We start from the raw sequence: 26,062 nt of genomic DNA on the forward strand, positions 1-26,062 counted from the left end.
AAACCTTCTTCCTGAAATCATGAAAAAAGTAATTCTTACTTTCCTCCTGCTGCCTGCTCTCTCCTTTTGGGCCACTGCACAAACCACGCCCACAGCCGATGAAATTATTGCGAAATATCTGACAGCCGTGGGTGGAAAGGATTTCCTATCCAAAATCGACAACCTCGTCGTTGAGTTATCGACGGAAATGCAGGGCAATCCGATGGTAATCACATTCAAACAAAAAGCGCCCAACAAGTTTTCCCGGGTGATGATTGCCGGTGGTATGGAAGTTTTCAAGATGACCAGCGACGGCACCAAAGTCGCGATGGGCGGAATGCGCGGAAATGGTCAGGTACTGGAAGGCAAAGACGCCCAGCCAATCATTATCCAGAGCGCGCTCTGTCCAGAACTGCATTTTGCTGAATCAGGCGTAAAAAGCACCGTGGAAGGAACCCAGAAAGTGGGCGGAAAAGAGGCCTACAAAGTCAAGCATTCGGCTGCCGACGGAACGGTTTTGTGGACGGATTACTATGACGTAGCTTCCGGTCTGAAAACCCAGGCGGAATCGATCCAGAAGTCACCGCGCGGAGAAATGCAACAAGTCACCCAATACCTTGACTACAAAGACTTTAAAGGACTGAAATACCCAACCACGATGGTTCAGGGAAATGGTCAGTTTCAGATGCAGATGACGGTTGATAAAGTCAAAATCAACGACGGCGTCAAAGATTCGGAGTTTGTCGTAAAATGACACCCTGTCAGTGTCCCTCACCCTGTCAGCGGTCGCAGACTCTGACAGGGTGGTGATGATCGAATCCTTTCACCGCTGTCAGGGTCTGCGACCGCTGACAGGGTGATCAGGTTCCACTTCTACCACTTTTACGTAAAACCGGGTTTCGTCGACTTCAAAGTCATCGGCGGTCAGGTTGGGGAGTGTCATCGTTTGCCAGATGGTCGTGGGCGTGATGAAATCGTAGTGGTTTTCGGTTTTTGTCACCCGAATGGGCATCCGGAAATTGGGTACGTCGGCTCTCCAGCGATACTTCACGACTAAATCCTGCGTCTTTTCCATCAATTGAACTTCCAGCGTTGGAATCGTCGTATACTTCAGGTACTGATCAAAAAACCAGGTGTAATCTGTCCCGGTTTTTTCGTTGATATACCCGACAATATCCTTTGTCGTCACGGTTTGAAACCGAAACCGTTGCTGGATGCCTTTCAGGATCTCAGCCCAAAGCCGGTCGTTGTTGAGCATGTGCCGAAAGGTATACAACATCAGGCTGCCTTTGGAATACATATCACCAATGTCGTAGTGAATGTGGTTCACATCCCGAACGCCGATAATCGGCTCTTTACCAATGACCTGCGGTGACAGCGATGCGATGTAGCCCAACTCCCCATCTTCCGGAACCGCCAAGTCCAGGTAAAACCCCTCCGAATAGGTGGCAAATGCTTCGTGAATCCACATATCGGCCAGATCGCGGCAACTGACGTTGTTGCCCCACCACTCGTGCGAAACTTCATGCCAGGCCAATTGCATAATTCGCAAGGAATCCCCCAAAGTCAGCGAATCGGCGCGTTCAGCGGGCAATTTCCCAAACGAAACCGCACTCTGGTGCTCCATCGGATAGAGCGATTCCATCAACGTAAATCCGTCGCGCGGAAACGGATACGGGCCGTAGTGTTTCTCCAGCGTCGCCAACATCGGTTTAACCCCGTCGAAAACCCAGCGGAATTTCTCCTGGTTGTAGGGCATGCAATAGTAATCCAGTGTCAGCGAATCCGGGCCGTAAGTTTCGCGCCGGTGGGCATATTTTCCGATGTTCAGCGTTACGTTGTAGTTGTTGATCGGATAACTTACATACCACTCATAATTCGTCCAGTGGTCCGGCAAGGCGGTTTTTCGCAACAGCCGACCGTTGGAAATGTTCATCAAACCGTCCGGCACGGTCACGCTGATGCGCATGCTGTCGGGTTCGTCGGAGAGGTGGTCTTTGTTGGGCCACCACAAACTGGCACCCGACCCCTGACAAACCACCTGCACCCACGGATGACCTGTCTGATCTTTATCCCACAAAAAACCGCCCATCATCGGCACCGACCAATCCGGAACCTGCGGTGTGCCAGAATACGCGATTTCCAGTTCCGGCTCGCTGCCCGCCTTGAGCTGTTCGGGAAACTGCACAAAAACCGCATCGAATTCTCGGGTGTAGGCCAGCGGTTTTCCAGCGTACGAAATCCCGTGAATCGCCATATTGGCATATAGGTCTATCTGTAGTTTGTCCAGCGGATTCAAAACCTTGAACCGCATCCGGTTTTTGCCGCTAATCGCCTTGTTTTCAAGATCTACTTTGACTGCCAGATCGTAGAACGTCACGTCATAATTACTGCGCAAAGGCGTGAGTTTGCCGCGCAGGGTGTCGGCCCGGGTAAAACCGTTCAGCCGGTTTCCAACCCGGTTTTTCAACGCGCTCGAAACCGGCGTTTGCTCCAAAACCGAATCGGCCGAAACCGCCTTTTGAATGTTGTAGTTTTCCCAGAAATTCGGGTCGTTCTGTTCGCCGATCAGCGTGTTCATCGAGTTGCGGTTATCGGCAATGTCGCCTTCAGCAAATGGCTGAAGGCCTTTTGCCACCACGTCCGTGACCGTAAAACTGGTCGCTACTTTCCAGATTTTATCGACGATTTTCCGGGATGGGCTGTTGATGCGGGCTTCATAGCGTCGTTCCACATTGTTCAGGTGCCAGGTGCTCCCATGCTTTGTATACGTAATAACTTCCTTAAAATCAGAGAGCTTAAAATTCTGTTTATACACGATGGAGGCTATTTTTTTCATCAGCCAGTCGTTGCGGTTTTCCTTGTCAAGCCCAGCCTGGCTGATCTGCAGTTCGGAGCGAACAAACGCCATCGTCTCGGCATCGATGTAAAATTTGCCCGTAGCATACGATTTCCGCTTCGGTTTCCCCGGCCGGATTTCAATGACATAGGTCGTCCGGTCGGCCATCAGCGTACTCAGTCTGAAATCGTAATTTTTGAAATTCCGCTCGTTGAGAATGCTGTTCTTGTGAATGGGCTGCTTGATGAAATCGGCCATCAGCGAATTTCGCGCGCCGTTGCTCAGGTTGATAATCGGCGGCAGGTTGTACTTGGTTAGTTTGTAATTCTTCTTGCGGCCTTTTAGCAACTTCATCTGATCTTTCAGATCCGACTGGTTATAAGCCGCTTTGTAGACTGACAATACGGCTTCATTGAACGTCATCGGCTCGTTGTCAAACCGGGCGTCTTCCCGGTAAAAAGCCGTCATCTGCACCGAGGTGGTGTCATAATTACGCGGAATAGCGGCAATGGCTTCCCGCAGCATATCGACAGCGGTTTTCCGCCGGGTCTGCACCCGCACTTCGTCCAGCGTAATGGCAGCGGTTTTTAACCGGATGACCAGATTTTGGTTTTTTGCCAGTATAATCGGTTGCGTAAAGGATTGATAGCCTACACTGGAAACTTTCAGACTGTCCCTTTCAAACTCGTTCGGCACCTTCAACAGAAAGGCACCCACTACGTTGGAGACCGTCCCGATGCTCCGTCCCACCACCGAAATCCCCGCAAACGGAATGGGTTCGCCGGTCTCCTGATTGATGACTTTCCCGGAAAGTGTCAGAAAATCGGACTGTGCATTGGCAATTGATGTCAAGAGGGTAAAAAGGAATGGCAGGAGGAAATTTGCTGAATAGGTCATTTGGCTTGTTGTTTGCATCAAAACAAGCCAAAAGCCAAGGTTCGGTCTGCTCAAATCCGGATTTGAGAGGTAATATTCCTCGAACAGGCCGTATACACCACCCTGAAAGGGTGAAATCATTAACCCGCGGTAAAGCCGTGGGTGCCGAATGACCGTACCCAGCGACTACAAAACACCCTGAAAGGGTAGGTTCATACAGCGCCCCCGGCTGATGATCCCACCCTTTCAGGGTGTTTTGTAGTCGCTGGGTACAGTCATTCATCCGGCTAATGATCCTACTCCTTCGGGGTATTTTGTCTTTACACCGCCTGCCGGTTCAAATATTCTTTCGGAGCAAAACCGGTCATTTGTTTGAACGTCCGCTGGAACGTGGCCTGGGAATTGAAACCGCATTCGAAGGCAATGCCGGTCAGTGTCAGGTTGGCACTGGCCGAATCATTCAGCCGCCGTTTGACGTCCTCCACCCGGTATTCATTGACAAATGTGTTGAAACTCTTGCCGAGGTGTTGATTCAAAACTGCTGAAACCGTTTTGGCCGGCAGCCGCAAATGCCGCCCGACTTTCTCGACAGTCAGTTCCGGGTCGAGATAGAGTTGATCGGTTTCCATCGCTTTGACCAAACCGTTTGTCGTTTCAAAAACCAGTTCGTCCGGCAAAATCGCCGGGCTGGTTTTCCGAATGGGTTCGGGCAAAACCGTATGACGGGCGTGGAAATACCCGCCCAATCCCAGCCAGTAGATCATCACCGCAATGGGAATATAGAGTGGATACCAGCCAAACGCATCCAGCAGGGCATTACTGGTTTGGGGAAGAATATACGGAATCAGGTGAATAAACCAGATCGTTTGAAAGGCCGCAAAAACCATCAGAAACTGCCGCAGCCAGCGCACGCTCGCCCGCTGTTGCGCCGTCAGGTCGACATTCGTTTTTTGAAACCGGGCCAGCCAGCGGTAGGACAGCAGGCCATAAAGAGTCACTGCAATCCAGCGCGGAATGTCAGCGTACTTATCGTAGTCATCCATCAGGGAGCCCACCTTCCGGTTGTCGCTGTGTTCAAAAAAACCGAACAGCAAGCCGAACAGGAAAATCCAGGCCATCAATTTGCTCCCAAAGTCGATAATAACCGGCCAGAAATGCTGCCATTCGCGTTTGCCCAGCCGAAAGTCGGGGTCCAGCAACGAACGGGTATAAAAAAACATCAGCGGCCCCAGCGGCATGATTATGATCAGCGGAACGAAATCGATAAACAGATTGATCCACGGGTTCATAATCGGAATTCCAACCGCCAGACTGGCCGATGCCAGCAAGCCCACCAAAACCGCCAGCAAGCGGTTCGCGAGCCGGATGCCTTTGCGGTTAAACCACAACAAAGCCGCCAGGATGAAACCCTGCGCCGTACCCAGCAAAAGAATTAAATCCAGTGGAGGTATAGTCATATGGCAAATTACCGAAAAGATTGGCACCGCTCAAGGTTCCCGAACCGACTTTTCTCACAAAAAATAAAACCCGCCTTCTCCTGGCAGAAGGCGGGTTTGAGATCGTAATCAGGGCGGTTAACGACGGCCATATACCGGACCACGATTGGATCGGTTGGATTGTTGAAAGGCAATCCATTTTTGAAGCTGCGATTTGTTCAGGACATCCAGCATTTCATTCTGCTTTTGGGCCTGCAGACGTTGGTACATCTTCGGATTGCGACGTTGCAGGCTGATATTCTCGCGGCTATCGTAGCGATCTTCGATGCGTTTCAGTTCTTTTTCCTGTTTCCGCGACAAGTTGACGATGGCGTCCAGCCGGTCGATCTTGATGTCTTCCTTCACATCGTCGTAACGCGAGCCGGGGTTGGTGTTGCTATACGGGGCCTGATTGCGGTTTGCGCTGGGGTTGTATGTGCGTTGAGCCATTGAAACGCCGGTACTTAAAAGGGCTACAGTTGCGAGGGCAATGATGGTCTTTTTCATGTTCGTGATTGTTTATTTGTTCGTTACTGAAGGTTAGAAGCCCAATCGGGGGCTGCGTTTAACCCGCTTTTTGCCCATTCGACCGGGAGCCGGTTTTTCCCGATCAGCCGGGCGGTTTCACCGATGAGCATCCTGTGAAATGTACCCCGTGGACGGGAGTTGTTTCCGAAACCCGACCACTTACCAGATGCCGCTGGCGGTTGCGGCCGACATCCCCCAACTTTAGGTTGCAAAGGTTTGTCAAGGGCGATCACTTCGCGTATATTGGAATCGCTTTTTACCCTGCGCTCAACTGCCTAAAAAACTGATTACGACGACATAAGCTCCACCGAAACCACCCTATGGAAGCGTTCTTACTGGTTATTGTCATTGTTCTCATCCTGGTTGCCTTCAGCCGGTTTGCGGACGTCAAGCAACTGATTTTGCGGCAAAGCGATGAGATCAATCAATTGCGCGCCGATTTCAAAGCTTTTCAGAACGTCGTTGGCTCAACTGACCAGCCGGTGAAACCCACGATGCTGGACGAACGGGGGGCGGTGATTGACGTCGTGGAACCCCTGGCTCCTCCCGTAACGATTCGGCCCGAGCCCATACCGACACCGGAACCAGCGCCCGTGGTCGAACAACCGGCATTTCGGATCGAAAGCACCCTTCCTCCGCCGATTCCCAAGGACATCAGCGAGTCACCCCTTCCGGTTCTACCTCCACCCCCACCGGTTCCGGCCGAACCGCAGCTATCGTTTTTTCAACGTTTTCTGCGCGACAATCCCGATCTGGAAAAATTCATTGGCGAAAACCTCATCAACAAAATCGGGATCGGCATTCTGGTGTTGGGCATCGGCTACTTTGTCAAATACGCCATCGATCAGGAGTGGATTAACGAGATTGGGCGGGTCTTCATCGGTGTGCTGGCGGGTGGAGCCCTCATCGGCATTGCCCACCGTTTGCGGAAATCGTTCGGGGCCTTCAGTTCCGTACTGGTCGGGGGCGGTTTAGCGGTTCTGTACTTCACCATTGCCATTGCCTTCCACGATTACCACATTTTCAACCAGACGACGGCTTTTGTGCTGATGGTCGTCATCACCGGTTTTTCCATTCTGCTAGCCATTTCCTACGACCGCGTCGAACTGGCCGTCGTGTCGCTGGTCGGCGGTTTTGCCACCCCGTTTATGGTCAGTTCCGGCGAGGGCAACTACGTGGTTTTATTGACCTACATTCTGATTCTGGACGTGGGCATGCTGGTGCTGGCCTATTTCAAGAAATGGAATCTGGTGCACATCGTCGCCTACGGGTTCACAGTTCTGCTCTTCGGGGCCTGGCTGTCCGACAGCATTCTCGAAAACAAACCGCATTATCAAGGGGCCTTCATTTTCGCAGCCTTGTTTTACGTCGTCTTCATGGCGATGAATCTGATCAACAATCTGAAAGAAAAAGCCCGGTTTTCGGCTGTGGAAATTAGTTTGTTGCTGAGCAGTACAGCTTTCTTCTTCGCAGCCGGGATGGTGATTCTGCTCAATAGCGGCCATCAGAACTACCAGGGTTTGTTCACGGTAGCGCTGGCGGTCGTCAACTTTGGGCTGGCGGTTTTCCTCTATCGCCGGGAGGCCGTGGACCGCACGCTGATTTACCTGTTGATCGGTCTCGTGATAACGTTCGTGAGTCTGGCGATTCCGGTGCAGCTCGATGGCAATTTCATTACGATGTTCTGGGCGCTGGAAGCCGTCTTGCTGTTGTGGTTAGCCCAAAAATCCGGCCTGACACTGGTTTCAACCGCTTCGGTGCTGGTTTTGGGCCTGATGCTCGTGAGTCTGGGCATGGACTGGGCAGATTTGTACGGAGGTATTTTGCCCTCGCCCCTGCCCGTTCTTCTTAACAAAGCCTTCATTACCAGCCTGGTTGCCATCGTTGGTCTCCTTGGTGTCAACCGGTTATTGAACACACAGACCGAGCCTTTCCGGTTCTGGATTGGTCAACTGGAGGTGGAAAGCTACCGCCGGTTTCTGCGGTTCATCACGGTCGTGGTGCTCTACCTGAGTGGGTTGTTCGAACTGGATTATCAGTCGGCACTACGGATCGGGTTTGGTCCCAACCAGACCATTTTGCTCGGTTGCTACAACCTGTTTTTCGGGGCCGGTTTGCTGTTCAATGCCCAGCGTTCCGGCAAACGCGGATCGCTCTGGATCGCCGTCGGTCTCGGCCTCCTCGGCATCATCGCCTACCTGTCGACCTACAGCCCGGCGACGATGACGTTGCTGAACGATTATTTTTTAGGCGACGAACCAAGCCTGATTGGCTTCCCGGTCCATTATGTCAGTCTGCTTTTTACCATCGCGATTCTGTGGCTCATCGACCGCAACAAAGCCCAACTGACGCCCCTGCCGCCGGTTCTGCTGCGAATCTGGCCCTGGTTTATCGGCTACGTCATCGTGTATCTGGCCACCTCGGAATTGTTCGCGCACGTCATTTATTTCAGTTTTGCAGGATCAAAAACCGGTGGTTTGGCAGGCCAGCCGGCGCTGGTGCGTTTCGATGAACTGCTGATTCAGACCAATAAAGTCGGCCTGCCGATTCTCTGGGGCGTCTGCGCCTTCGTGTTCATGTGGATTGGATTGAATCGCAAAAACCGCCAGCTCCGGATTCTGTCGCTCAGCCTGTTTGCCCTGACCATCCTGAAGTTGTTTATTTACGACATCGAGGGCATTTCGGAAGGCGGAAAAATTGCGGCCTTTATTTCGCTGGGCGTGCTGTTGCTGGTCATTTCGTTCATGTACCAGAAAATCAGAAAGTTAATCCTCATCGACGACGCCAATGCGACGCATGAACCGACTGCTTAGCCTGACAACGGTTTTTGTATTGATCTGGGGAATAGGCCGGACGCAATCCTTTGACTTCCGGGCGGGGATTCCTCCGGTGACGCAACCCGGTTATTACCGGATTCTGTTGCCCCCCGCCGTGGTTGGGCGACTGAATGCCGCTAAAACCGACATTCGGCTGTACGATGACCAAAACCGGGAAATACCGTATCTGCTGACGCAAAAACAACCCGGCGAACACGTTCAATTTAGGGAATATGAGCTGGTTGGTAAAACCACCACTTCGGTATCGACCCAATTGGTGCTGCGGAATGGCAATAAAACGCCGATCAATTCCCTGGGCCTGATCCTGAAAAATACGAACCTCCGCAAAAAAGCCCGGCTGAGTGGCAGCAACGACGGCAAAACGTGGTACGGTATTGAGGATGATTATTTACTCGAACCGGTTTCCAACAGCCAGGCGACGTCGGAGGCCAAAATCCTCGGTTTTCCACTGAGCGATTACGAATATTACCAACTGGAAATCAACGACTCGCTCAGCGCCCCGCTGAATATTCTCAAAGTCGGGTATTACACTACGACCTCCGAAGCGGGTAATTATTCCGACATTCCCGGTATTTCTTTTACGCAACGCGACAGCAGCGATCACAAAAGTTACGTCCACATCACTTTCCCGACGCCATCGCGCCCGGACAAACTGATTATTTCAGTCCAATCGCCAGACCAATACCGCCGAAGCGCGAAGTTGGGGCAGTTCCGGATTCAAAAGCAGAAGAGGAATCGCCGGCACCGTTTTTTCGAAACCTTGAGGAGTTTCGAACTCAACTCGATGGACAGTCTGCATACCGTCCTGCTACCGAACCAACCCACGAGCGACCTGTTCCTGATCATTGAAAATCAGAATAATGTTCCGCTGACGCTGGGTAGCATCAAGGCCCAGCAGTTAACCACCTATTTACTCGCCAAACTAAAACCGGGCGAATCCTATCACCTGGCTTTTTCCAACCCCACGGTGGGCGCTCCAGCATATGATCTGGTGTTTTTCAAAGATAAAATACCGGCAAATCTCCCTGTAATTCAGACGAGTCACATTGGTCCGCTTGTAGAAGTACAAGTTGTCTCCAACTCTTTTTTTACAGAAAACAACTGGCTCATCTGGCTGGCGATTGGGCTGGTTGTAGCTTTTCTCAGCTATTTCTCCTACCAAATGGTAACAGATCTGAAAAACCGTTAGCCGGTTTCCAGACCAATTCAGACTCTCCATCCCTCCGTCCCCGGATTGCATCCGGGGTTATCCACCTCTTGCCCTGCGAGCTGCTTTACACAGATTCTAAGTAAAAACCTTTCAATAATTCAATAATATTGAATTATTGAAAGGTTTTTACGTTACCAGAACCGGAAGTTACTTCGGAAACCCCTTTCCTAATTTTCCTTTTTTAGCCAATTTTGGTGTTTTAATTAGAAAATATCAGAAATAATTTTGAAAAAACCGCTAAATTTTATAGCCTTGCAATGAAATTATTCCTAATTCATAATTCAATTATATTGAATATTATGAGATCCTTAACAATTTACTACAAAAAAATAGTTCTCCTCTTTTTGGTCACCGTCTGGCCACTCCTGAGCTGGGGGCAGGTAACCATTTCGGGTAAAGTCACCGAAGAAGGGGGACAGGCCCTACCCGGCGTAACGATCATCGAGAAAGGCAGTACCTCCGGCACAACCACCCAAACGGATGGCACCTACAGCCTGAAAGCAACGTCTGCCCAATCCGTACTGGTTTTTTCATTCGTAGGCTATACGTCCGAAGAAAAGGCCATCGGTAACCGATCCACCATCAATGTGGTTCTTCTGCCCGACACCAAGCAACTGGGCGAGGTCGTCGTGGTCGGCTACGGAACCCAGCAGAAAAAGGACCTGACCGGCTCCGTAGCGTCGATTTCGGCCAAAGAGCTGCAACGCATCCCGGTTTCGGGACTTGATCAGGCGTTGCAAGGACAGGTGCCCGGTTTGCAGATTTCCACCACCTCGGGCGCGCCGGGCGGTAACACGAACATTCTGGTACGCGGGATTGGCTCGGTCTCCGGTGGAGTCGAACCGTTGTTTGTGGTTGATGGGTTTCCGATTAACAACTCCGGGGTCGGCAATCCGCTCAACACCATCAACCCGGCCGATATCGAATCCATTGAAATCCTGAAAGACGCGTCGGCGACGGCCATTTACGGTTCGCGGGGTTCCAACGGTGTAATCATCGTCACCACCAAACGCGGAAAAACCGGTCAGGCCCAGATCACCGTCGATGCCTACGTCGGCATGCAGGAACCGGCCCGGCTGCTCAAAATGATGAATACCCGGCAGTTTGCCGAATTTGTCATTGAAGGACACAACAACGGCTGGCTCGATAACGGCGGCCCCAATGCCAAAATCACCGACCCGAACAGTGTCCGCTCCGCGTCGTACCGGATTCCCGAAGCGTGGCAGGATTTGAACAACCTGCCCAAGGTCGACACCGACTGGCAGGATGTCATTTTTCGCAATGCGCCCATCCAGAATTACCAGGTTTCGGCCACCGGCGGCACCGAAAAGTTGCGGTATGCAATCTCGGGGGGGTATTTTAACCAGAAAGGAATTTTGATCAGCTCCGGTTTCGAGCGGTATTCGGCCCGGCTGAACCTGGACGGCCAACTGACCAAACGGCTCAAAGTGAGCATGAACCTGGCTCCGACCTATACCAGCACCGATAACGTTCCGTCCGCCGGTCACTACGGTGAATACAACATCGTTGCGATGGCGCTATCCATGCCGCCGATGATTCCAGTTTATAACCCCGACGGTTCCTACGGCAACACCTTCGACCTGACGAACGTGGGCATGGGCGCGATTGCGAATCCGCTCAAAACCGCCAATGAATACAAAAGCACCAATGCCCAATTCCGGATGCTCGGCAATGTTTTTGGCGAATACGAACTGGCGACCGGTTTGAAATTGAAGGTCAGCGTGGGAACCGATTTTAATTATTACAACACCAATACCTTTAAACCCTCGACCCTGTCAGGCAGTGCTTCGCTGTCGCCCGCGACCTCCAACATCGTCAACACCTCGGATGTCAACTGGCTGAATGAGAACACGATCAACTACCGGCGCAGCTTTGGCAACCATTCCTTCGACGCCCTGGCCGGGTTCACCATTCAAAAATCGACCACCACGGCTACTACTACCTCCGCGACCAATTTTGCCGACGACCTGCTCGAAAACATCAACGGCGGTCAGATTACGGGCGGAAGTTACACTGTCGGGCAATGGTCGCTGCTCTCCTACCTGGGCCGCGTCAATTATTCGTACAACGACCGGTATTTGCTGACAGCCACCATCCGGACCGACGGCTCCTCCCGCTTCGGATCGGCCAATCGCTGGGGGACCTTTCCGTCGTTCTCGGCGGGCTGGCGGCTGTCGGAAGAACCGTTCCTCAAAAACCTCAACCTGTTCGACGACTTCAAAATCCGGGCGGGCTACGGTTTTTCGGGCAACAACGCCATCGGAAACTACCGCTATTTGGGCCTGCTTTCTGCGACCAATTACGTATTGGGCAACACCCAGGTTCCGGGGCTCGCACAGGGCAGTTTCACCAACAACCAACTCGGCTGGGAAACCAGCAAACAAATCGACATTGGTCTGGATCTGGCCTTTTTCAACAGCCGACTCCAATTCACGGGTGATTATTACAACCGCCGGAATACCGATATGCTGCTCAACAAGGCCATTCCGGCCGTCACGGGCTACACCACAGCCTGGGTCAACATTGGTGAACTGGAAAACAAGGGCGTCGAGCTGGCCCTGTCCGGCAAACCCATCGCCACCCGGGATTTTCAGTGGACGAGCAGTTTTAATGTGACGTTCAACCGGAATAAAGTGCTGCGACTCGGTTCGGAGGGCGAACAGCTCTTTTCCGACGGCGGACGTGGGGATGTCAGCATCACGCAGGTGGGCCAGCCCATCGGGAGTTTCTTCGGCCACGTAGCGGAAGGGGTTTTTCTGACGCAGGAACAGCTTTCGACACATGCCAAACAGAACGGAGCCAAGCTGGGGGATTTAATGTACAAGGATGTGGACGGCAACGGCACCATCACCGACGCCGACCGGACCATCATTGGCAACCCGCAACCTCGCGCATTCTACGGTTTTAACAACACGTTCAGCTACAAAAACTGGTCGCTGAGCGTGCTGCTCAATGGCGTTCAGGGCCGTGATGTGTTCTGGGCCGGGGCGGTTTTTGTGCGCGGGTATCACGGGGTGCAGAATAACCTCAGTGAAGTCATCGACAACTACTGGAAATCGCCCACGGACCCGGGCGACGGCAAATCACCCCGCATCATCCGGGGTGCCCTCAACAACAACCTGCGCTACAGTTCCTTCTTCAATTTCGACGGTTCGTACCTTCGGGTTCGTAACGTCACTCTGAACTACAACCTTCCACAAGGGCTGGCGAAACGGCTGGGGATGCAAACCGGCCGGGTTTACCTGACGAGTAACAACCTCTTCACGTTCACGAAATATCCCGGCTACGACCCCGAAATCAGCAACTCCGGCGACAACATGCTGGCGGCCGGGATCGACTACCTCGGCTATCCGCCCGCCCGCACCTTCACCCTTGGTTTAAGTCTCACCTTCTGACCAAACCCGACCTCATGAAAGCCAAAAGCCTTTTTCTTTCGCTGTTCAGCCTGCTCCTTCTGGCCGGTTGCCAGGATGATTTTCTGGCCCTTTCGCCCGAAACCGACCGCAACACGGTTAATTTTTACAAAACAGCTGCCGATTTCAACAATGCCGTGGTGGGAACGTATGCTTCGCTCAAACTGGGTGGCACCTACAACACGTCCTTGTACTGGATGGGCGAAGTATCGACCGATAACACCAATTACGGCGTAACGACCCGGCAAGCCATCAACGTCGACAATTTTCAGTTCATCGATCATTCCTACACCTCGCTCAACGACATCATCTACGCGGCCTGGCGCGATCATTACCGGGGCATCAGCCGCGCCAACGCCATCCTGAGCCGCATCGAAACCGCCAGCATTGCCGATAACCTGAAAGCGCAGTACCGGGGAGAAGCCCAGTTTCTGCGGGCGTTGTTGTATTTTAACCTCGTCCGCCTATACGGCGATGTGCCGCTGGTGACAACCGAAATCACCGACGCCGACGGTGCCAGCAACCTCACCCGAACCCCAACCGCTGAAGTCTACAACCTGATCATCAGCGATTTGCAAAGTGCCGAACAGGTTTTACCCATCACCTACGGTTCAACGGATGTCGGACGGGCACCGCAGGGCGCGGCCAAAGCTCTGCTTGGCAAGGTGTACCTGACCCGCAAGGAATGGGACAAAGCCGCTACTAAACTCAAGGAAGTCATTACATCGGGCCGGTTTCAGTTGCTGCCCAAATACGCCGATGTCTTCAGCTTTGCCACACCGACCAATGCCGAAATCCTTTTCAATGTTCAGTATAAATCGGGGAACACAGGTCAGGGAAGCGGTTTCGGGCCGGTTCAGGCCAGCGAAGGCGCACGCATAACGGGCGGGAGCATGCGGTATGTGACGGCAGACATGGAAACCGCTTACGAGACCGGCGACCTCCGCAAGTCTTTTTCGATGAAATCATCCTATCTTGACGCCACAGGGCAACTGGTGACGCAGCGGTATGTCAGTAAATACGTGCAATTCGGAGCACTCGCCGGGGATTCGGACATCGACTTTCCCGTCATCCGCTATGCCGATGTGCTGCTGATGTACGCCGAAGCACTCAACGAAGTGGGTTTCAACCCCGAAGCCGTGACGTATCTGAATCAGGTGCGCCAGCGGGCAGGACTGGCGGCCACTACGGCTACCAACCAGAGCAGCTTTCGGCTGGACATTGAACAGGAACGGCGGGTGGAATTTGCGTTTGAAAACCACCGCTGGTTTGATCTGGTCCGGACGGGACGGTATACGACGGTCATGAACGGCAAAGGGCTGACGGTGCAGGAGTTTCACACGCTTTACCTGATTCCGCAACGGGAAATGGACCTGAATCGGTCGCTGACCCAAAACCCTGGTTATTAAGCACCCATGAATCGGCGGGAATTTACTCAACGGACCCTTTTTTACGCCATGGCGGTTTCCATTCCTCGCGGGATAGAACAGAACCCCTATTGGGTAGCCAGTGACGTGAAAGCGCCTGAGCTGAAACTTCCCGCCGGAAAACGATTGCCTTTTGGCTGGCCGGCCTTTGCGGTTCCGTCTCCCGAATCCGGCGAATCAGTGGTCCTGCATTTTCCGAAACCGATTCCCCAAAAACCGCTGCGCCTGCGGCTGACCGTCGCCATCGACACCCGGGAAGCGAAAAAAGTGGAAGTTCGGTCGGCTCAAACGAATCAATGGCTGGGGGAACTGGATTTGCGGTTTTCGTACGCAACTGAACTGTACGAGGTTTTACTTTCTACTGAAAAAGCCGCCATCCTGCAGCAGGAAGGCATTCGGCTCCAGATGGTCAGCGGCACCTCCCCCATCTGGTTTCTGGCACCGGCTAAAAATCCGGAATACGCCGGATTGCAACCGCACGTCCTGGCCGATACGGCCCCCGACAATCCGGAAACCGCTTTTTGGTCAAATCTCGGTTCGCTCCGGTCGATTCAACAATTTAGCTGGATGGAGGGCTGCGTGACCGACGGCCTGCTGGACTGGTGGCTTCAAAGCCGCTCACCCGAAGCAAAACACGCACTGGAAGCGCACTTTGCCTTGTTTTTTGATCCGCAACAACGGCTGGTGTACGAAAACGCCCGCAGCGAACCCGCCGACGGAACGATTTACGGCATCGAATGTCCGCTGCCGCTGGCGGCTTTGGCGCACCTGCAACCGAATCACCCCGCACTCGATCTGCTGGTGTCGTTTGCCCGGCAAAAAAGCCAGCCCAACGGACTCGTTCAGGATCAGAGTTTGACGACCGAAGGCTGTTATACACTCGCGTATCCACTGGCGGTGCTGGCCCGGCAACGCAAGGATCTCGCTCTGGCGCGGCTAGCGTTGGCCAATCTACAGCACCGTCAGGAAGCACTGGTTACGTCCGATGTGGTGTATCAGGGACGAAGTCAAGCGGGAGAATGGAATGCGTATCCCAACTGGGGGCGCGGGCTGGTCTGGTATCTGCTGGGCACGGTGCGAACGCTCAACGAACTGAACCCTTTGGCGGCTCAACTCGACCCGGCGGTTCTGCAAAACCTGAAAGTCACCTTCCTGAAAACCGCCGAACGGATGCTGAAAGACCGCGACGCACAGGGTTGCTGGCACGGCTTCGTGGGCGAACCCCAAACCGGTATCGACACCTCGGCCACGGCGGGCATCGCGGCCTCGCTGGCCCTGGCGGCCCAGTACGGCTGGTTACCTTCCGAAACGCTCAAAACACTCGAAATCACGAAAAAAACCTTGTTTCAGTACCTCACACCCGACGGTTTTCTGAAGGGAGCCTGTCAGTCGAACCGGGGCGGTGTTGAATTACAACGCAGTGGTTATCGGGTCATTTCGCAATATGCCGCCGGGTTAATGGCGCAGTTTCTGGTGGCAATGAAAACGTAATTAGAACATGAAAAAAACAACCGGTATAGTTGGTCTTCTAGTGATTTGGCTGCTGATTAATGCAGTACAACCCCTGCCGAAACTGTACGTCATCGGCGATAGCATTTCGATGCGGTATGGTCCATTTCTGGAAAAATACGTCCAGGGCGTTTGGCAATATGACCGGAAAAGCGACGACGGACAGGCGGCCAAAAACCTGGATGTGCCGGTGGGAGCCAACGGGGGCGACTCGCGCATGGTGCTCGAATACCTGAAACTGAAAGCCCCCGACAAAACCTTCCAGCCGGATGTGCTGCTCCTGAACTGCGGGCTGCACGACATCAAACGGCTCCCGGAAACAAACGCCATTCAGGTCGATTCGGCCAGTTACCGGAAAAATCTGGAAGCCATTTATCAACTCCTGAAAAAGCGCAACATCCGGCTGGTCTGGATGCGGACCACCTCCGTGGAAGACGAACGGCACAACACCCGCTCGAAAGCCTTCAAACGCTACGCCCGCGATCTGGATGACTACAACCGCATTGCCGACGAGGTGATGCAGAAACACGCCGTTCCGGTCATCGACCTGTACACCTTCACACGAAGTTTGGGTAGTGAGCATTTTGTCGATCACGTGCATTACGACGACTCGGCGATGCAGTTACAGGCCGCTTACATTGCCGGTTATTTACAGGCCAACCGTTCCCTAATCCTGAAAAGAAAATGAAATTCCTAACCCCTTTCCTTCTGTCAATCAGCCTGTTTTCGATTGGGCAACCAACGGCATCGGCCCAAAATCCGGCACCCGGCCTAACGGTTTCAGAGCCAAAAGGTTTCCGGGAAGTGGCGCAGCTTCGGCTGCGTTCCACGAAAGAAATCAAGTCGTCGACCTGGTCCATCGGGGGCGAAACCCTCGACCGGGACTATACCGACTACCAATCGTACCGGCACTACCTCGGTCCACTCGGGGCCAAACGAATCCGGTTGCAGGGCGGCTGGTCGAAGTGCGAAAAAGTCAAAGGGCAGTACGATTTTGCCTGGCTCGATGCCGTCATTCCGGATGCTTATTCGCGCGGAGTAGCGCCCTGGGTGGAGTTGTCGTACGGCAATCCGATTTACCCCGGTGGTGGCGAACCCAAACTGGGCGGGCGGATTCCCACCTCGGAGGAAGCGCTGACGGCCTGGGACAACTGGGTTCGGGCGATGGTAAACCGCTATAAAAACCAGGTGACGGAGTGGGAAATCTGGAACGAACCCGACCTCAACAAGCTGAATACCGGCGAGGAAGTAGCGGTTTTCTACATCCGCACCGCCAAACTGGTGAAGGCCATTCAGCCCAACGCCAAATTGATTGCTCTGGGTGTCGCCGGGGTTCCGGCAACGGCCTTCATGCGGCCATTCCTCGATCATTTGAAGAAGGAAAATGCGCTGGATCTGGTCGATATTCTGACCTACCACGGCTACGCGCCAAACCCCGACACCTCGTATCCCAAGATCGAAGAGATGCGGAAAATGGTCTGGAGCTACAATCCAAAAATCACCTTCATGCAGGGCGAAAACGGGGCACCTTCAACCGCCAGTGCGGTCACGATCGGGGCTTTGCGGCAATACGACTGGACCGAACTGAGCCAGGCCAAGTGGGATTTGCGCCGGATGCTGGCCGACCACGGACGCGGCATTGCCACCAACCTCTTCACGATCAGCGACATCCACTATGCCGCCGGTGACCACATGACCGGCGTCAACACGAAAGGTTTGCTTAAAACCAATCCTGACAAAACCATCGAACGCCCGAAACTGGCCTACAAAGCCGCCCAACACGTTTTTTCAACCTTTGACGATCAGTTAGAATTGCTCGATCAGGCCAAACCAAGTGTCAGCCAGGCCACGGTTTCCGCGTTTCAATACCGCCAGCGGAAAAACAGCGGGAGCCTCGTCACGCTCTGGAGCGCCGAAGCCCGGCCCGCCGAAACCTATGAACCGAAACCCACCGATGTGACCATCAAGGGGAAATTTGACCAACCGGTTTTTGTTGATCTTGTGTATGGTAAAGTATACGAAATTCCGAAAAACCAGTGGAAAAAATCGGGCGACAGCTACACGTTTACGGCCATTCCAGTACCGGATTATCCGGTATTGATCGCCGAAAAAACCGCCCTGCATTTGCTAACGCCCACCGGACAATCGGCCAATCCATCGTTCAAATTCCTGGGAAAAATTGCACCCAAAAATTCACGTGATATTCAATCGTCGAACTGGTCGGTGGGTGCCGAATACATGGACCGGGATTATACGGTTTATGCGAACTGGAAAGACTATTTAGGCAAACTCGGCGTCAAAAAAGCCCGCATTCAATCGGGCTGGGCAAAATGTGAAAAGGTGAAAGGGAAATACGATTTTGCGTGGCTGGATGAAATTGTTTTCGACATGGTGAAACAGGGCGTCACGCCCTGGATCGATCTGTGTTACGGCAATCCGCTGTATTCGGGCGGTGGCGGAACCACGCTGAATGCCGCCATTCCGTTTTCGGGTGAAGCCCTGGCGGGTTGGAAAAATTACGTAGCCGCCGTTGTAACCAGGTATGGTGATAAAGTAACAGAATGGGAAATCTGGAACGAACCGAACTACAAAATTTCCATTCCCGATTACGCCGATTTTTTCATTACGACTGCCGAAACCGTTCGCTCGGTGCAGCCTAAGGCTCAAATCATTGCGTTTGCCTTGGGCAGTGGTGTCGATTACAAATTTGCGGACAGTGCCTTACAAATTATTCAGGAGAAAGGAAAACTAGGTTTAGTCAACCAAATCAGCCACCACCGGCACATTCCAAACCCCGATAACCGGGATTCGGAAGTAGAACTGGAGAAAGTGGTCGCCAAATACAGCCCTGCCATTCGCATTCGGCAGGGTGAAGCCGGTTGCCCGTCGGAATGGAATAACAATTTCGCGCTGAACAAGTACCCGTGGACGGAATTGACTCAATCGAAGCACATTCTGCGCCGGTTGCTGACGGATCTGGGCCACGACAAGGAGTCGTGCTGCTTCACGATTATGGACGCCAAAACGCCCCAGGAATGGAATCACAAAGGGCTGCTGAAAGCAAATGAAGACCTGACTGTGGCGCATGCCAAACCGGCGTATTACGCGTTTCAAAATCTGATTTCCGTTTTCGACGATCAATTGGAGCGGCTCGAAACGTATCCGTATTCCGTAAAAAAAGAAGAGAACAATACGCTTTCGCTGTATGCCTACGCCGACAAAGCCAATCAGCTTCAGGCCGTCACAGTCTGGATAAAAGACAACGTTCCTTCCGATAACAACGAGCAAACCTTGTGTGATTTTACATTCGCCAACGCCCGGTTTAAAAATCCGGTTTGGGTGGATCTCATCGCCGGAACAGTATACGAAATCCCGAAAGAGAACTGGTCGAAAAAAGAGAATGTGTTCCGGCAAATTCCGCTGTATGATTCGCCCATTCTGATTGCGGACAAATCGCTGATTAATCTGTCGGTCAATCAGTAAAAAGACGGCAGATAAAGAGACCAACGAGATAAACATACAACCATGGAAACACCAGGCTATCAACGAATTAAACAATCGGCACTGCGGTTTGTCGATGCTATGAAAATCGGCGACACGCCCGGCGTGTACCGCAAAGAAAAGGGCGAAGGGGAGAGTTTTTACGGCTCCTACCATGCCGCTCACGTCCTCGATCTGTTCGGCGAATTGCAAAACCGCCCGGCGGCAGACCTCGACATTTGGGCCAGACAATTCCAGGGTCGCCAAACCGAGCAGGGGTATTTTTCGGGGAAACCCGCCGAGTTCGGGCGCATCCGGACGCTGGACGAACTGGAACCGGTCTGGCACTACACGCGCGGTAACATCTGGGCCTTGCGGATGCTCAACCGTCAACCCGAACGCGAACTGCGGTTTCTGGACCCCATCCTCGACGCTGACCGGCTGTATCGTTGGGTGAAGCATTACGACTGGCGCAATTCGTGGGCGGCTGGGAATCAGGTACTGGCAGCGGCTACGGCTCTGTTTGCGCTACGCGATTGGTTTGGTGCCTCAGAAGTGGATTCGTTGATGGAAAAGGCGGTTTTCCCGGCCCTGGAAGAATTGCAGGACCCGAAAACCGGCTATTGGGGAACGCAACTGGGCGCCGATCCGGCCAACGGGTTGTTCGGAACCATTCACGTCGTCCCGATCTATTTTGCGCTGGGCTGGCCGCTGCGCCACCTTGAACGTTCCGTCGATTCGACGCTGGCGTGTCAGTTGCCCGACGGCTCGTTCTGGCCCGGCGGCTCCGACTGCCCGGATTTCGACGGCGCCTATCAAATGGTGAACCTGATGGCCCTGACCGACTACCGGCGCGACGATGTCGAAGCCGCCTGCCGACGGTATCTGGCTCACGCGCTACAGCATGAAAGTGCCGACGGCGTCGGCTGGCTGTTGCACCGCCGGGACAGCAAACCCGCCGACTGGGTGCCGCGCCCGCACTGGATCTGGAAAGAAGGCGAAACCACAGCCTCGGCAGAACTGCGGGATGAAGATCCAAACCGCACGCACATCATGCTGGGTTCCTGGTTTTATCCCCTTTCGATTGCGCTGGTCAGTCACTTCCTCGGCGATACCGGATACGAAGGCCCCTATCATTTCAACAGCCATTCGCTGCACGTCTGCAATGTGTTCAATGAGCCGTTGAGTTATTCCTAACCCCTGAAAAACAACCTGATGATGGAAAATAACCGCCGGGATTTCCTGAAAACACTATCCATTCTGCCGTTTACAACATCCTTAAAAATTGACTCAGAACCGGTTGATTTGGTTTCTGAACCCGCCAACCCACTGAAAAAAATTGGCTCGGTTCGGCTGAAAAAACCGTCTGAGATCAAGCGTTCGCCGTTCGGAATTGGCTGCGAAACGCTGGACCGGGACTTGTGGAAACCGAAAGAAGTGTATCCGTGGATCGATAACCTGCCGGTGAAATGGGGACGTTTACAAACCGGCTGGGGCCGCGTAGAACGCGAAAAAGGCAAGTATGACTGGGCCTGGCTCGACGAAAGTGTCGATGGGCTGGTCAGCCGGGGTGTGAAGCCATTTTTCAATGTTGGCTATGGCAATACCAATTACACGGCTGGCGAAGTGGGCCATCATCCGCTGGACATTCCTGTGGCAAACGAAGCCTGGAAACGGTACGTAACCGCCCTGACCAAACGCTACAAGGATAAAATCAAGCATTACGAAATCTGGAACGAGCCGAATCTGGGAGGATTCTGGGCACCCGATAAGCCCAACGCCAAAAAGTACGTTCAACTGGTTCGAGAAACCGCGCCGATTATCCGGAAAAACTGCCCCGATGCCGTCATCGTCGGCGGGGTGGTTTCGAGGATGCCCGCCAAATACATCCGGGAGCTTTTCGAAGCCGGTCTTGCCGATCTGATCGATATTTTTTCCTTCCATCCCTACACCACCATTCCCGAAAGTTACTCGGAGCGGACGCTGGCGTTGCGCAAACTGATCGATCACTACAACCCCAAAATCAAGATCTGGCAGGGCGAAAACGGTTTTCCGTCCGATCCCAACAGCACTGGTTTTTCGGGTGAAGGGCCGTGGACGGAAGCCATTCAGGCCAAAATCATGCTCCGCCGGTTGCTGACCGATTGTTCGCTGGATCTGCCGATGACCTTATGGTTTCTCATCGTCGATCTGCACGATTATCCGAAGGGTTCGGGCAAAGTGAATTACAAGGGGATTTTACGGCAAAAACCGGAAATCAAACCCAAGATCGCCTATAAAGCCCTGCAACATTTGGGAAGTCTGGTTCACGGTGATGTGCATACCCGCGGCTCCATCGTTCATGCGGTGTCGGGGAAAGAGCCGGTTGCGGAGAAAGACTACCAGCTTTTCGGCGATGGCACTAAAAAGAGCCTTGCTGGCATCTGTTCAACGGTTTTGAATACCGACAACGGCCCGGTGCTGGCCTACTGGTCGGGCGAGAAAGCCGCCGACAGCAAGCCCGCCGACAGCATCCACCTGTATCATTGGGACTGGGAAGGTCCGGGATTTCAGGAACCGGTTCTGGTGGACTTGATCACGGGCGATATTCTCGAATTGACGGGTCAGGAAAAACTCTTCGACAACGACAAATACCGCGTCGGATCGGAGGCCCAGCTTTTCCGGCAACTGCCTTTGCAGGATTATCCAATGCTGATTATGGAGAAGAGTAAAGTGGTGTAATATCAATCGTTTGAAATTCAGACAATTCTACAACTCATTGGCTTTCAAGAATCAACCGTTTTCGGGCGTTAAATGCGTCATCCCTACGGGATTAAGGGCATGGGGTCCATAAAATTTCTACAAAATGGTTCATCCCTATGGGATTATTAAATCCGAAAATCCCATAAGGATGAACCATTTTGTAACCCCCGGTTTCAAACGGAAAAAACGAAAAAGACAGGGTCAAATCCCGTAGGGATGAACCATTTTGTAACCCCCGGTTTCAAACGGAAAAAACGAAAAAGACAGGGTCAAATCCCGTAGGGATGAACCATTTTGTAGACCCCGGTTCAAACGGGGAAAAACGAAAAAGACAGGTCAAAATCCCGTAGGGATGAACCATTTTGTAACCCCCGGTTTCAAACGGGGGAAATCGAACGAGACAGGGTCAAATCCCGTAGGGATGACGCATTGTGTAGACCCCGGTTCAAAGGGGAAACCATAACCGGTCTGATTACCCATAAACCACTTGAAAATGAATTACTTACTAAATCCTCTCTTACTCTGGATGGTCTTCACAACCATCGGTTTTGCCCAAAAACCGCCCGGGGTGTGGGATGTTTTCGACACGGGCGCGAAAGGCGACGGCAAAACGATGGATACCAAAGCCATCCAGACCGCCATCGACCGCTGCTACGCGGCCGGGGGTGGCAAGGTGTATTTGCACAACGGCCAGTTTTTGTCCGGAACGATTTATCTGAAAAGCCAGGTAACGCTGTATGTAGAAGCCGGGGCGGTTTTACTGGGCAGCGAAAAAGCCTCCGATTACCCGGATCAGTCCTCTGAGTATCCAACGTACGACGAACATCCGCTGACCAGCAAAGCGTTTATTTACGCCGAAAACAGCCAAGATGTGACGATTGAAGGGCGCGGAACCATCGACGGCCGGGGTGATTTGATCGACAACCGCAAGCTGACCGATCCGTATGTACGGCCCTCGTTCAAATACCGTCCCCGCATCATCCACCTGCGCGGGTGCGAAAATGTTCAGGTCAGAAACCTGACGCTGCGCAATGCGGCCTCCTGGCTTCAGACCTATCAGGCGTGTAAAAATCTGGTTATCGATGGGATTACCGTCGACACCCGGGAGAACAAGGACGTCGAGAATCCGAATCGGGAACACGCCGTTCGCCACCGCAACACGGACGGTCTGGACGTGGTCGATTGCGAGCAGGTTCGGATTGCCAACTGCCTGATCAGCAGTGGCGACGACGGAATTTGCCTCAAGAGTTTTTCGCCCGACCGCGGCTGCCGGAACATTACCATTTCCAACTGCATCGTCAGTTGCGGAGCCAGCGGGATCAAAATCGGGACCGAAACCGCCGGGGCTTTCGAGGACATTACGATCCAGAACTGCACGGTTTTCGACACCTTTGGCGAAGGAATTGCCATCATGACCGTCGATGGGGCGCGGATCGAACGGGTCACGATTTCGAACATTACGCTGCGGAATATCAAACGCTCGGCGCTGTTTATCCGGCTCAACACGCGCAATAAGAAATTCGGCCAACCGGGCACGGTCAACAAACCGGTTCTGAAAGACATTATGATCGAAAACATTCAGGGAAGTCGACTCGCGTCGCTGGGTTGTTCGATCACCGGCCTGGCCGACTATCCGCTGGAAAATGTGCAAATCCGATCGATCAATTTTGAATTTGAGGGTGGAATTACGGACGTAAAACCGGATGCTCCGGTGCCGGAAAAAGTCGATGCCTATCCGGTCGGAACGATGTTTGGCCCTACCCTGCCCGCGTACGGTTTTTACGTTCGACACGTCAAAAACATCACATTCGACCAGATTCACCTCCGTTTTGTCAAACCGGATCAGCGGCCCGCGTTGGTCATCGACAGCGCGGAGGAGGTGGAAATTCGGGGACTGAAAGCGCAACGTGTGGCCCAGACGCCGGAATTGATTCAACTGAAAAACGTCAGAAACTCCCCCAACCTTCCAAAACTTAACTAACCGTGCAAACCCTCCAATCCTTAGACTATTGGGCCATTGCCATTTACATGCTGCTGATGGCGGGCATCGGGCTGTTCCTGGGCAAGTTTGTCAAGAACATCAGCGACTATTTCAAAGGGGGCAACGCGATTCCGTGGGTGTCGGGCGCGATCAGCAACTTCATGACCAAGTTCAGCACGTTCATCTTCGTGGCCTACGCCGGGATTGCGTATCAACACGGTTTTGTGGCCCTGACGCTGATCTGGAGTACGGTTTTGCCCGCGCTGGTCGGCGTTGCCATTTTTGCGAAACGCTGGCGTCGGGCGGGGGTTCTGACGCCCCTGGAATACCTCGAAACCCGGTTTAATGCGCCGGTTCGTCAGGTGTTTTCCTGGATGGGTGTTTTCTTCAAAATCCTCGACAACATGGTGCGGCTGTATGCCCTCGGCCTGTTTGTCAAAGCTGCCACCTCGCTTTCGCTGGAAACGTCGATTCTGGTTTGCGGCATCATCGTCGCGCTGTACACGGTGGTCGGCGGGTTGTGGGCAGTCGTCGTCACGGACGTCGTTCAGTTCATTATCCTCATCGTCGCCACGCTGATTCTAGTGCCGCTGACCATTCAGGCTGCCGGGGGATTGCCCAAGATGATGGCGACGATTCCCGAGCATTTTACGTGGTTCAACGGCCCGAAAGGCATGCCGCTCTACCTGATGGTGTATTACCTCATGATTCTGGTGAAATATAGCGGCAACTGGACGTTCATCCAGCGGTTTTACAGCGTCCGCGACGAGCGCGCCAGCCAGAAACAGGGAATGCTGACGGCGGTTTTCTTTTTCCTGTTTCCGATTATTTTCCTCTTCCCTTCGATTGCCGCCAAAGCCCTGATTCCCAATCTGGAAAACCCGGAAATGGCCTACGTCAGCGTGTGCCTGAAATTACTGCCGGAAGGCATCATGGGGCTGATGGTCGCGGCCATGTTTGCGGCCACCATGTCGGTTTTGAGTGGCGAATACAACGTGACGGCGGGCGTGCTGACCCGCGACATTTACCAGCGGCTCTTCAATCCCAAAGCTGCCGACAAGGAAATGCTCTGGGTCGGTCGGCTGATGACGGTGGTGCTGGGGTCACTCATCACGATTGGCGCGCTGTACGTCGGCGGTTTTGGCGGGGCATTTGAAGCCAATAAACTGTTTACGGGCCTGTTTGCCATTCCGATGACGTTGCCGCTGGTGCTGGGCATTGTTCTGAAAAAACCGCAACCCTGGGGTGCCTTCGCAACCTTGATCGTCGGCATGGGACTGGGGCTGATCCTGAACGCCATGCCGCAGGTTTCGTGGGAATGGGCGACGTTCATCGAGATTGTGGCATGCGTACTGGTGTTCCTGCTGTCGGGCATTACGTCCGTCCAAACCGATGCTTACCGCCTTCGCGTGGAAGCTTTTTTCCGACGATTAAATACCCCCCTGACCGAAGCCGAAAAACCGCAGGAAAACCCGGCTTTCATGCAGGTCATGAACCGCTTGTATGCCGTGGCGCTGACAGTAACCGGGTCACTGTTCCTCGTCATGAGCCTGCCTTCCCTGTCCGAAACCAGCGGCCGGGTGGCCTGCGGTGCCGGTTTGCTGTGTCTGTTGCTGGCCCCGCTGATGTGGTACCGAACCCGGAACTTGCCGAATGCTGGTTCGGATTTGAAATCCGAACCCCTGTCTGTCGCGGATTTGAAATCCGCAGCCAAAGTCCATTCGGATTCCAAATCGAAATGAGCA

Annotated in this window: 15 protein-coding genes; 12 read left to right on the forward strand and 3 right to left on the reverse strand. The window is 53.3% G+C overall.

Features of this window, described 5'->3' with window-relative positions:
• Positions 1–19: 19 nt before the first annotated feature.
• On the forward strand, positions 20–733 hold the full coding sequence (locus ACS5NO_RS15515) for a hypothetical protein (protein ID WP_439416004.1): 714 nt from the start codon (positions 20–22) through the stop codon (positions 731–733).
• A gap of 78 nt (positions 734–811) precedes the next feature.
• On the opposite strand, the gene ACS5NO_RS15520 is transcribed toward ACS5NO_RS15515, so the two are convergent.
• From ACS5NO_RS15520 to ACS5NO_RS15530, 3 genes are all read right to left on the reverse strand, one after another.
• A complete protein-coding gene (locus tag ACS5NO_RS15520; RefSeq protein ID WP_439416005.1) occupies positions 812–3,715 on the reverse strand; it encodes a M1 family metallopeptidase in 2,904 nt (967 codons plus the stop codon).
• 299 nt (positions 3,716–4,014) lie between these two features.
• Positions 4,015–5,151 carry a helix-turn-helix domain-containing protein gene (locus tag ACS5NO_RS15525; protein ID WP_439416006.1) on the reverse strand — a complete coding sequence of 379 codons (1,137 nt, stop codon included), beginning with the start codon at positions 5,149–5,151 and terminating at the stop codon, positions 4,015–4,017.
• A gap of 117 nt (positions 5,152–5,268) precedes the next feature.
• Positions 5,269–5,676 (reverse strand): hypothetical protein, encoded by a 408-nt coding sequence (locus ACS5NO_RS15530; RefSeq protein WP_439416007.1) that lies wholly within the window; start codon positions 5,674–5,676, stop codon positions 5,269–5,271.
• A 341-nt stretch (positions 5,677–6,017) separates the two neighbouring features.
• On the opposite strand from ACS5NO_RS15530, the gene ACS5NO_RS15535 reads away from it, so the two are divergent.
• From ACS5NO_RS15535 to ACS5NO_RS15585, 11 genes are all read left to right on the forward strand, one after another.
• On the forward strand, positions 6,018–8,510 hold the full coding sequence (locus ACS5NO_RS15535) for a DUF2339 domain-containing protein (RefSeq protein WP_439416008.1): 2,493 nt from the start codon (positions 6,018–6,020) through the stop codon (positions 8,508–8,510).
• Positions 8,494–9,723, forward strand: a complete 1,230-nt coding sequence (locus ACS5NO_RS15540) for a hypothetical protein (RefSeq protein ID WP_439416009.1) — start codon at positions 8,494–8,496, stop codon at positions 9,721–9,723. The genes ACS5NO_RS15535 and ACS5NO_RS15540 overlap by 17 nt, the downstream gene beginning before the upstream one ends.
• Before the next feature lie 320 nt (positions 9,724–10,043).
• On the forward strand, positions 10,044–13,160 hold the full coding sequence (locus ACS5NO_RS15545) for a SusC/RagA family TonB-linked outer membrane protein (protein WP_439416010.1): 3,117 nt from the start codon (positions 10,044–10,046) through the stop codon (positions 13,158–13,160).
• A gap of 14 nt (positions 13,161–13,174) precedes the next feature.
• On the forward strand, positions 13,175–14,587 hold the full coding sequence (locus tag ACS5NO_RS15550; RefSeq protein ID WP_439416011.1) for a RagB/SusD family nutrient uptake outer membrane protein: 1,413 nt from the start codon (positions 13,175–13,177) through the stop codon (positions 14,585–14,587).
• 6 nt (positions 14,588–14,593) lie between these two features.
• Positions 14,594–16,096 (forward strand): glycoside hydrolase family 88 protein, encoded by a 1,503-nt coding sequence (locus tag ACS5NO_RS15555; protein ID WP_439416012.1) that lies wholly within the window; start codon positions 14,594–14,596, stop codon positions 16,094–16,096.
• 7 nt (positions 16,097–16,103) lie between these two features.
• On the forward strand, positions 16,104–16,802 hold the full coding sequence (locus tag ACS5NO_RS15560) for an SGNH/GDSL hydrolase family protein (RefSeq protein ID WP_439416013.1): 699 nt from the start codon (positions 16,104–16,106) through the stop codon (positions 16,800–16,802).
• Positions 16,799–19,597 (forward strand): GH39 family glycosyl hydrolase, encoded by a 2,799-nt coding sequence (locus tag ACS5NO_RS15565; RefSeq protein WP_439416014.1) that lies wholly within the window; start codon positions 16,799–16,801, stop codon positions 19,595–19,597. Before ACS5NO_RS15560 ends, ACS5NO_RS15565 begins: the two co-directional genes overlap by 4 nt.
• 42 nt (positions 19,598–19,639) lie before the next feature.
• Entirely contained in the window at positions 19,640–20,791 is a 1,152-nt protein-coding gene (locus ACS5NO_RS15570; RefSeq protein ID WP_439416015.1) for a hypothetical protein, read from the forward strand.
• An 18-nt stretch (positions 20,792–20,809) separates the two neighbouring features.
• Positions 20,810–22,315, forward strand: coding sequence for a GH39 family glycosyl hydrolase (locus ACS5NO_RS15575; protein WP_439416016.1), 1,506 nt, complete (start codon positions 20,810–20,812; stop codon positions 22,313–22,315).
• Positions 22,316–22,829: 514 nt separating this feature from the next.
• The gene (locus ACS5NO_RS15580; protein WP_439416017.1) at positions 22,830–24,317 is read left to right on the forward strand and encodes a glycoside hydrolase family 28 protein; all 1,488 of its coding nucleotides are present in this window, start codon (positions 22,830–22,832) and stop codon (positions 24,315–24,317) included.
• Between the two features lie 2 nt (positions 24,318–24,319).
• On the forward strand, positions 24,320–26,059 hold the full coding sequence (locus ACS5NO_RS15585; protein ID WP_439416018.1) for a sodium:solute symporter family protein: 1,740 nt from the start codon (positions 24,320–24,322) through the stop codon (positions 26,057–26,059).
• Positions 26,060–26,062 lie beyond the last annotated feature (3 nt).

Source organism: Larkinella fluvii (assembly GCF_051857545.1).
Lineage (GTDB): Bacteria > Bacteroidota > Bacteroidia > Cytophagales > Spirosomataceae > Larkinella.

What these genes read in the sequence shown, in the direction of transcription:
- ACS5NO_RS15515 (WP_439416004.1), top strand. Translation starts at nt 20, where the DNA reads ATGAAAAAAGTAATTCTTACTTTCCTCCTGCTGCCTGCTCTCTCCTTT.
- ACS5NO_RS15520 (WP_439416005.1), bottom strand. Translation starts at nt 3,715, where the DNA reads ATGACCTATTCAGCAAATTTCCTCCTGCCATTCCTTTTTACCCTCTTG.
- ACS5NO_RS15525 (WP_439416006.1), bottom strand. Translation starts at nt 5,151, where the DNA reads ATGACTATACCTCCACTGGATTTAATTCTTTTGCTGGGTACGGCGCAG.
- ACS5NO_RS15530 (WP_439416007.1), bottom strand. Translation starts at nt 5,676, where the DNA reads ATGAAAAAGACCATCATTGCCCTCGCAACTGTAGCCCTTTTAAGTACC.
- ACS5NO_RS15535 (WP_439416008.1), top strand. Translation starts at nt 6,018, where the DNA reads ATGGAAGCGTTCTTACTGGTTATTGTCATTGTTCTCATCCTGGTTGCC.
- ACS5NO_RS15540 (WP_439416009.1), top strand. Translation starts at nt 8,494, where the DNA reads ATGAACCGACTGCTTAGCCTGACAACGGTTTTTGTATTGATCTGGGGA.
- ACS5NO_RS15545 (WP_439416010.1), top strand. Translation starts at nt 10,044, where the DNA reads ATGAGATCCTTAACAATTTACTACAAAAAAATAGTTCTCCTCTTTTTG.
- ACS5NO_RS15550 (WP_439416011.1), top strand. Translation starts at nt 13,175, where the DNA reads ATGAAAGCCAAAAGCCTTTTTCTTTCGCTGTTCAGCCTGCTCCTTCTG.
- ACS5NO_RS15555 (WP_439416012.1), top strand. Translation starts at nt 14,594, where the DNA reads ATGAATCGGCGGGAATTTACTCAACGGACCCTTTTTTACGCCATGGCG.
- ACS5NO_RS15560 (WP_439416013.1), top strand. Translation starts at nt 16,104, where the DNA reads ATGAAAAAAACAACCGGTATAGTTGGTCTTCTAGTGATTTGGCTGCTG.
- ACS5NO_RS15565 (WP_439416014.1), top strand. Translation starts at nt 16,799, where the DNA reads ATGAAATTCCTAACCCCTTTCCTTCTGTCAATCAGCCTGTTTTCGATT.
- ACS5NO_RS15570 (WP_439416015.1), top strand. Translation starts at nt 19,640, where the DNA reads ATGGAAACACCAGGCTATCAACGAATTAAACAATCGGCACTGCGGTTT.
- ACS5NO_RS15575 (WP_439416016.1), top strand. Translation starts at nt 20,810, where the DNA reads ATGATGGAAAATAACCGCCGGGATTTCCTGAAAACACTATCCATTCTG.
- ACS5NO_RS15580 (WP_439416017.1), top strand. Translation starts at nt 22,830, where the DNA reads ATGAATTACTTACTAAATCCTCTCTTACTCTGGATGGTCTTCACAACC.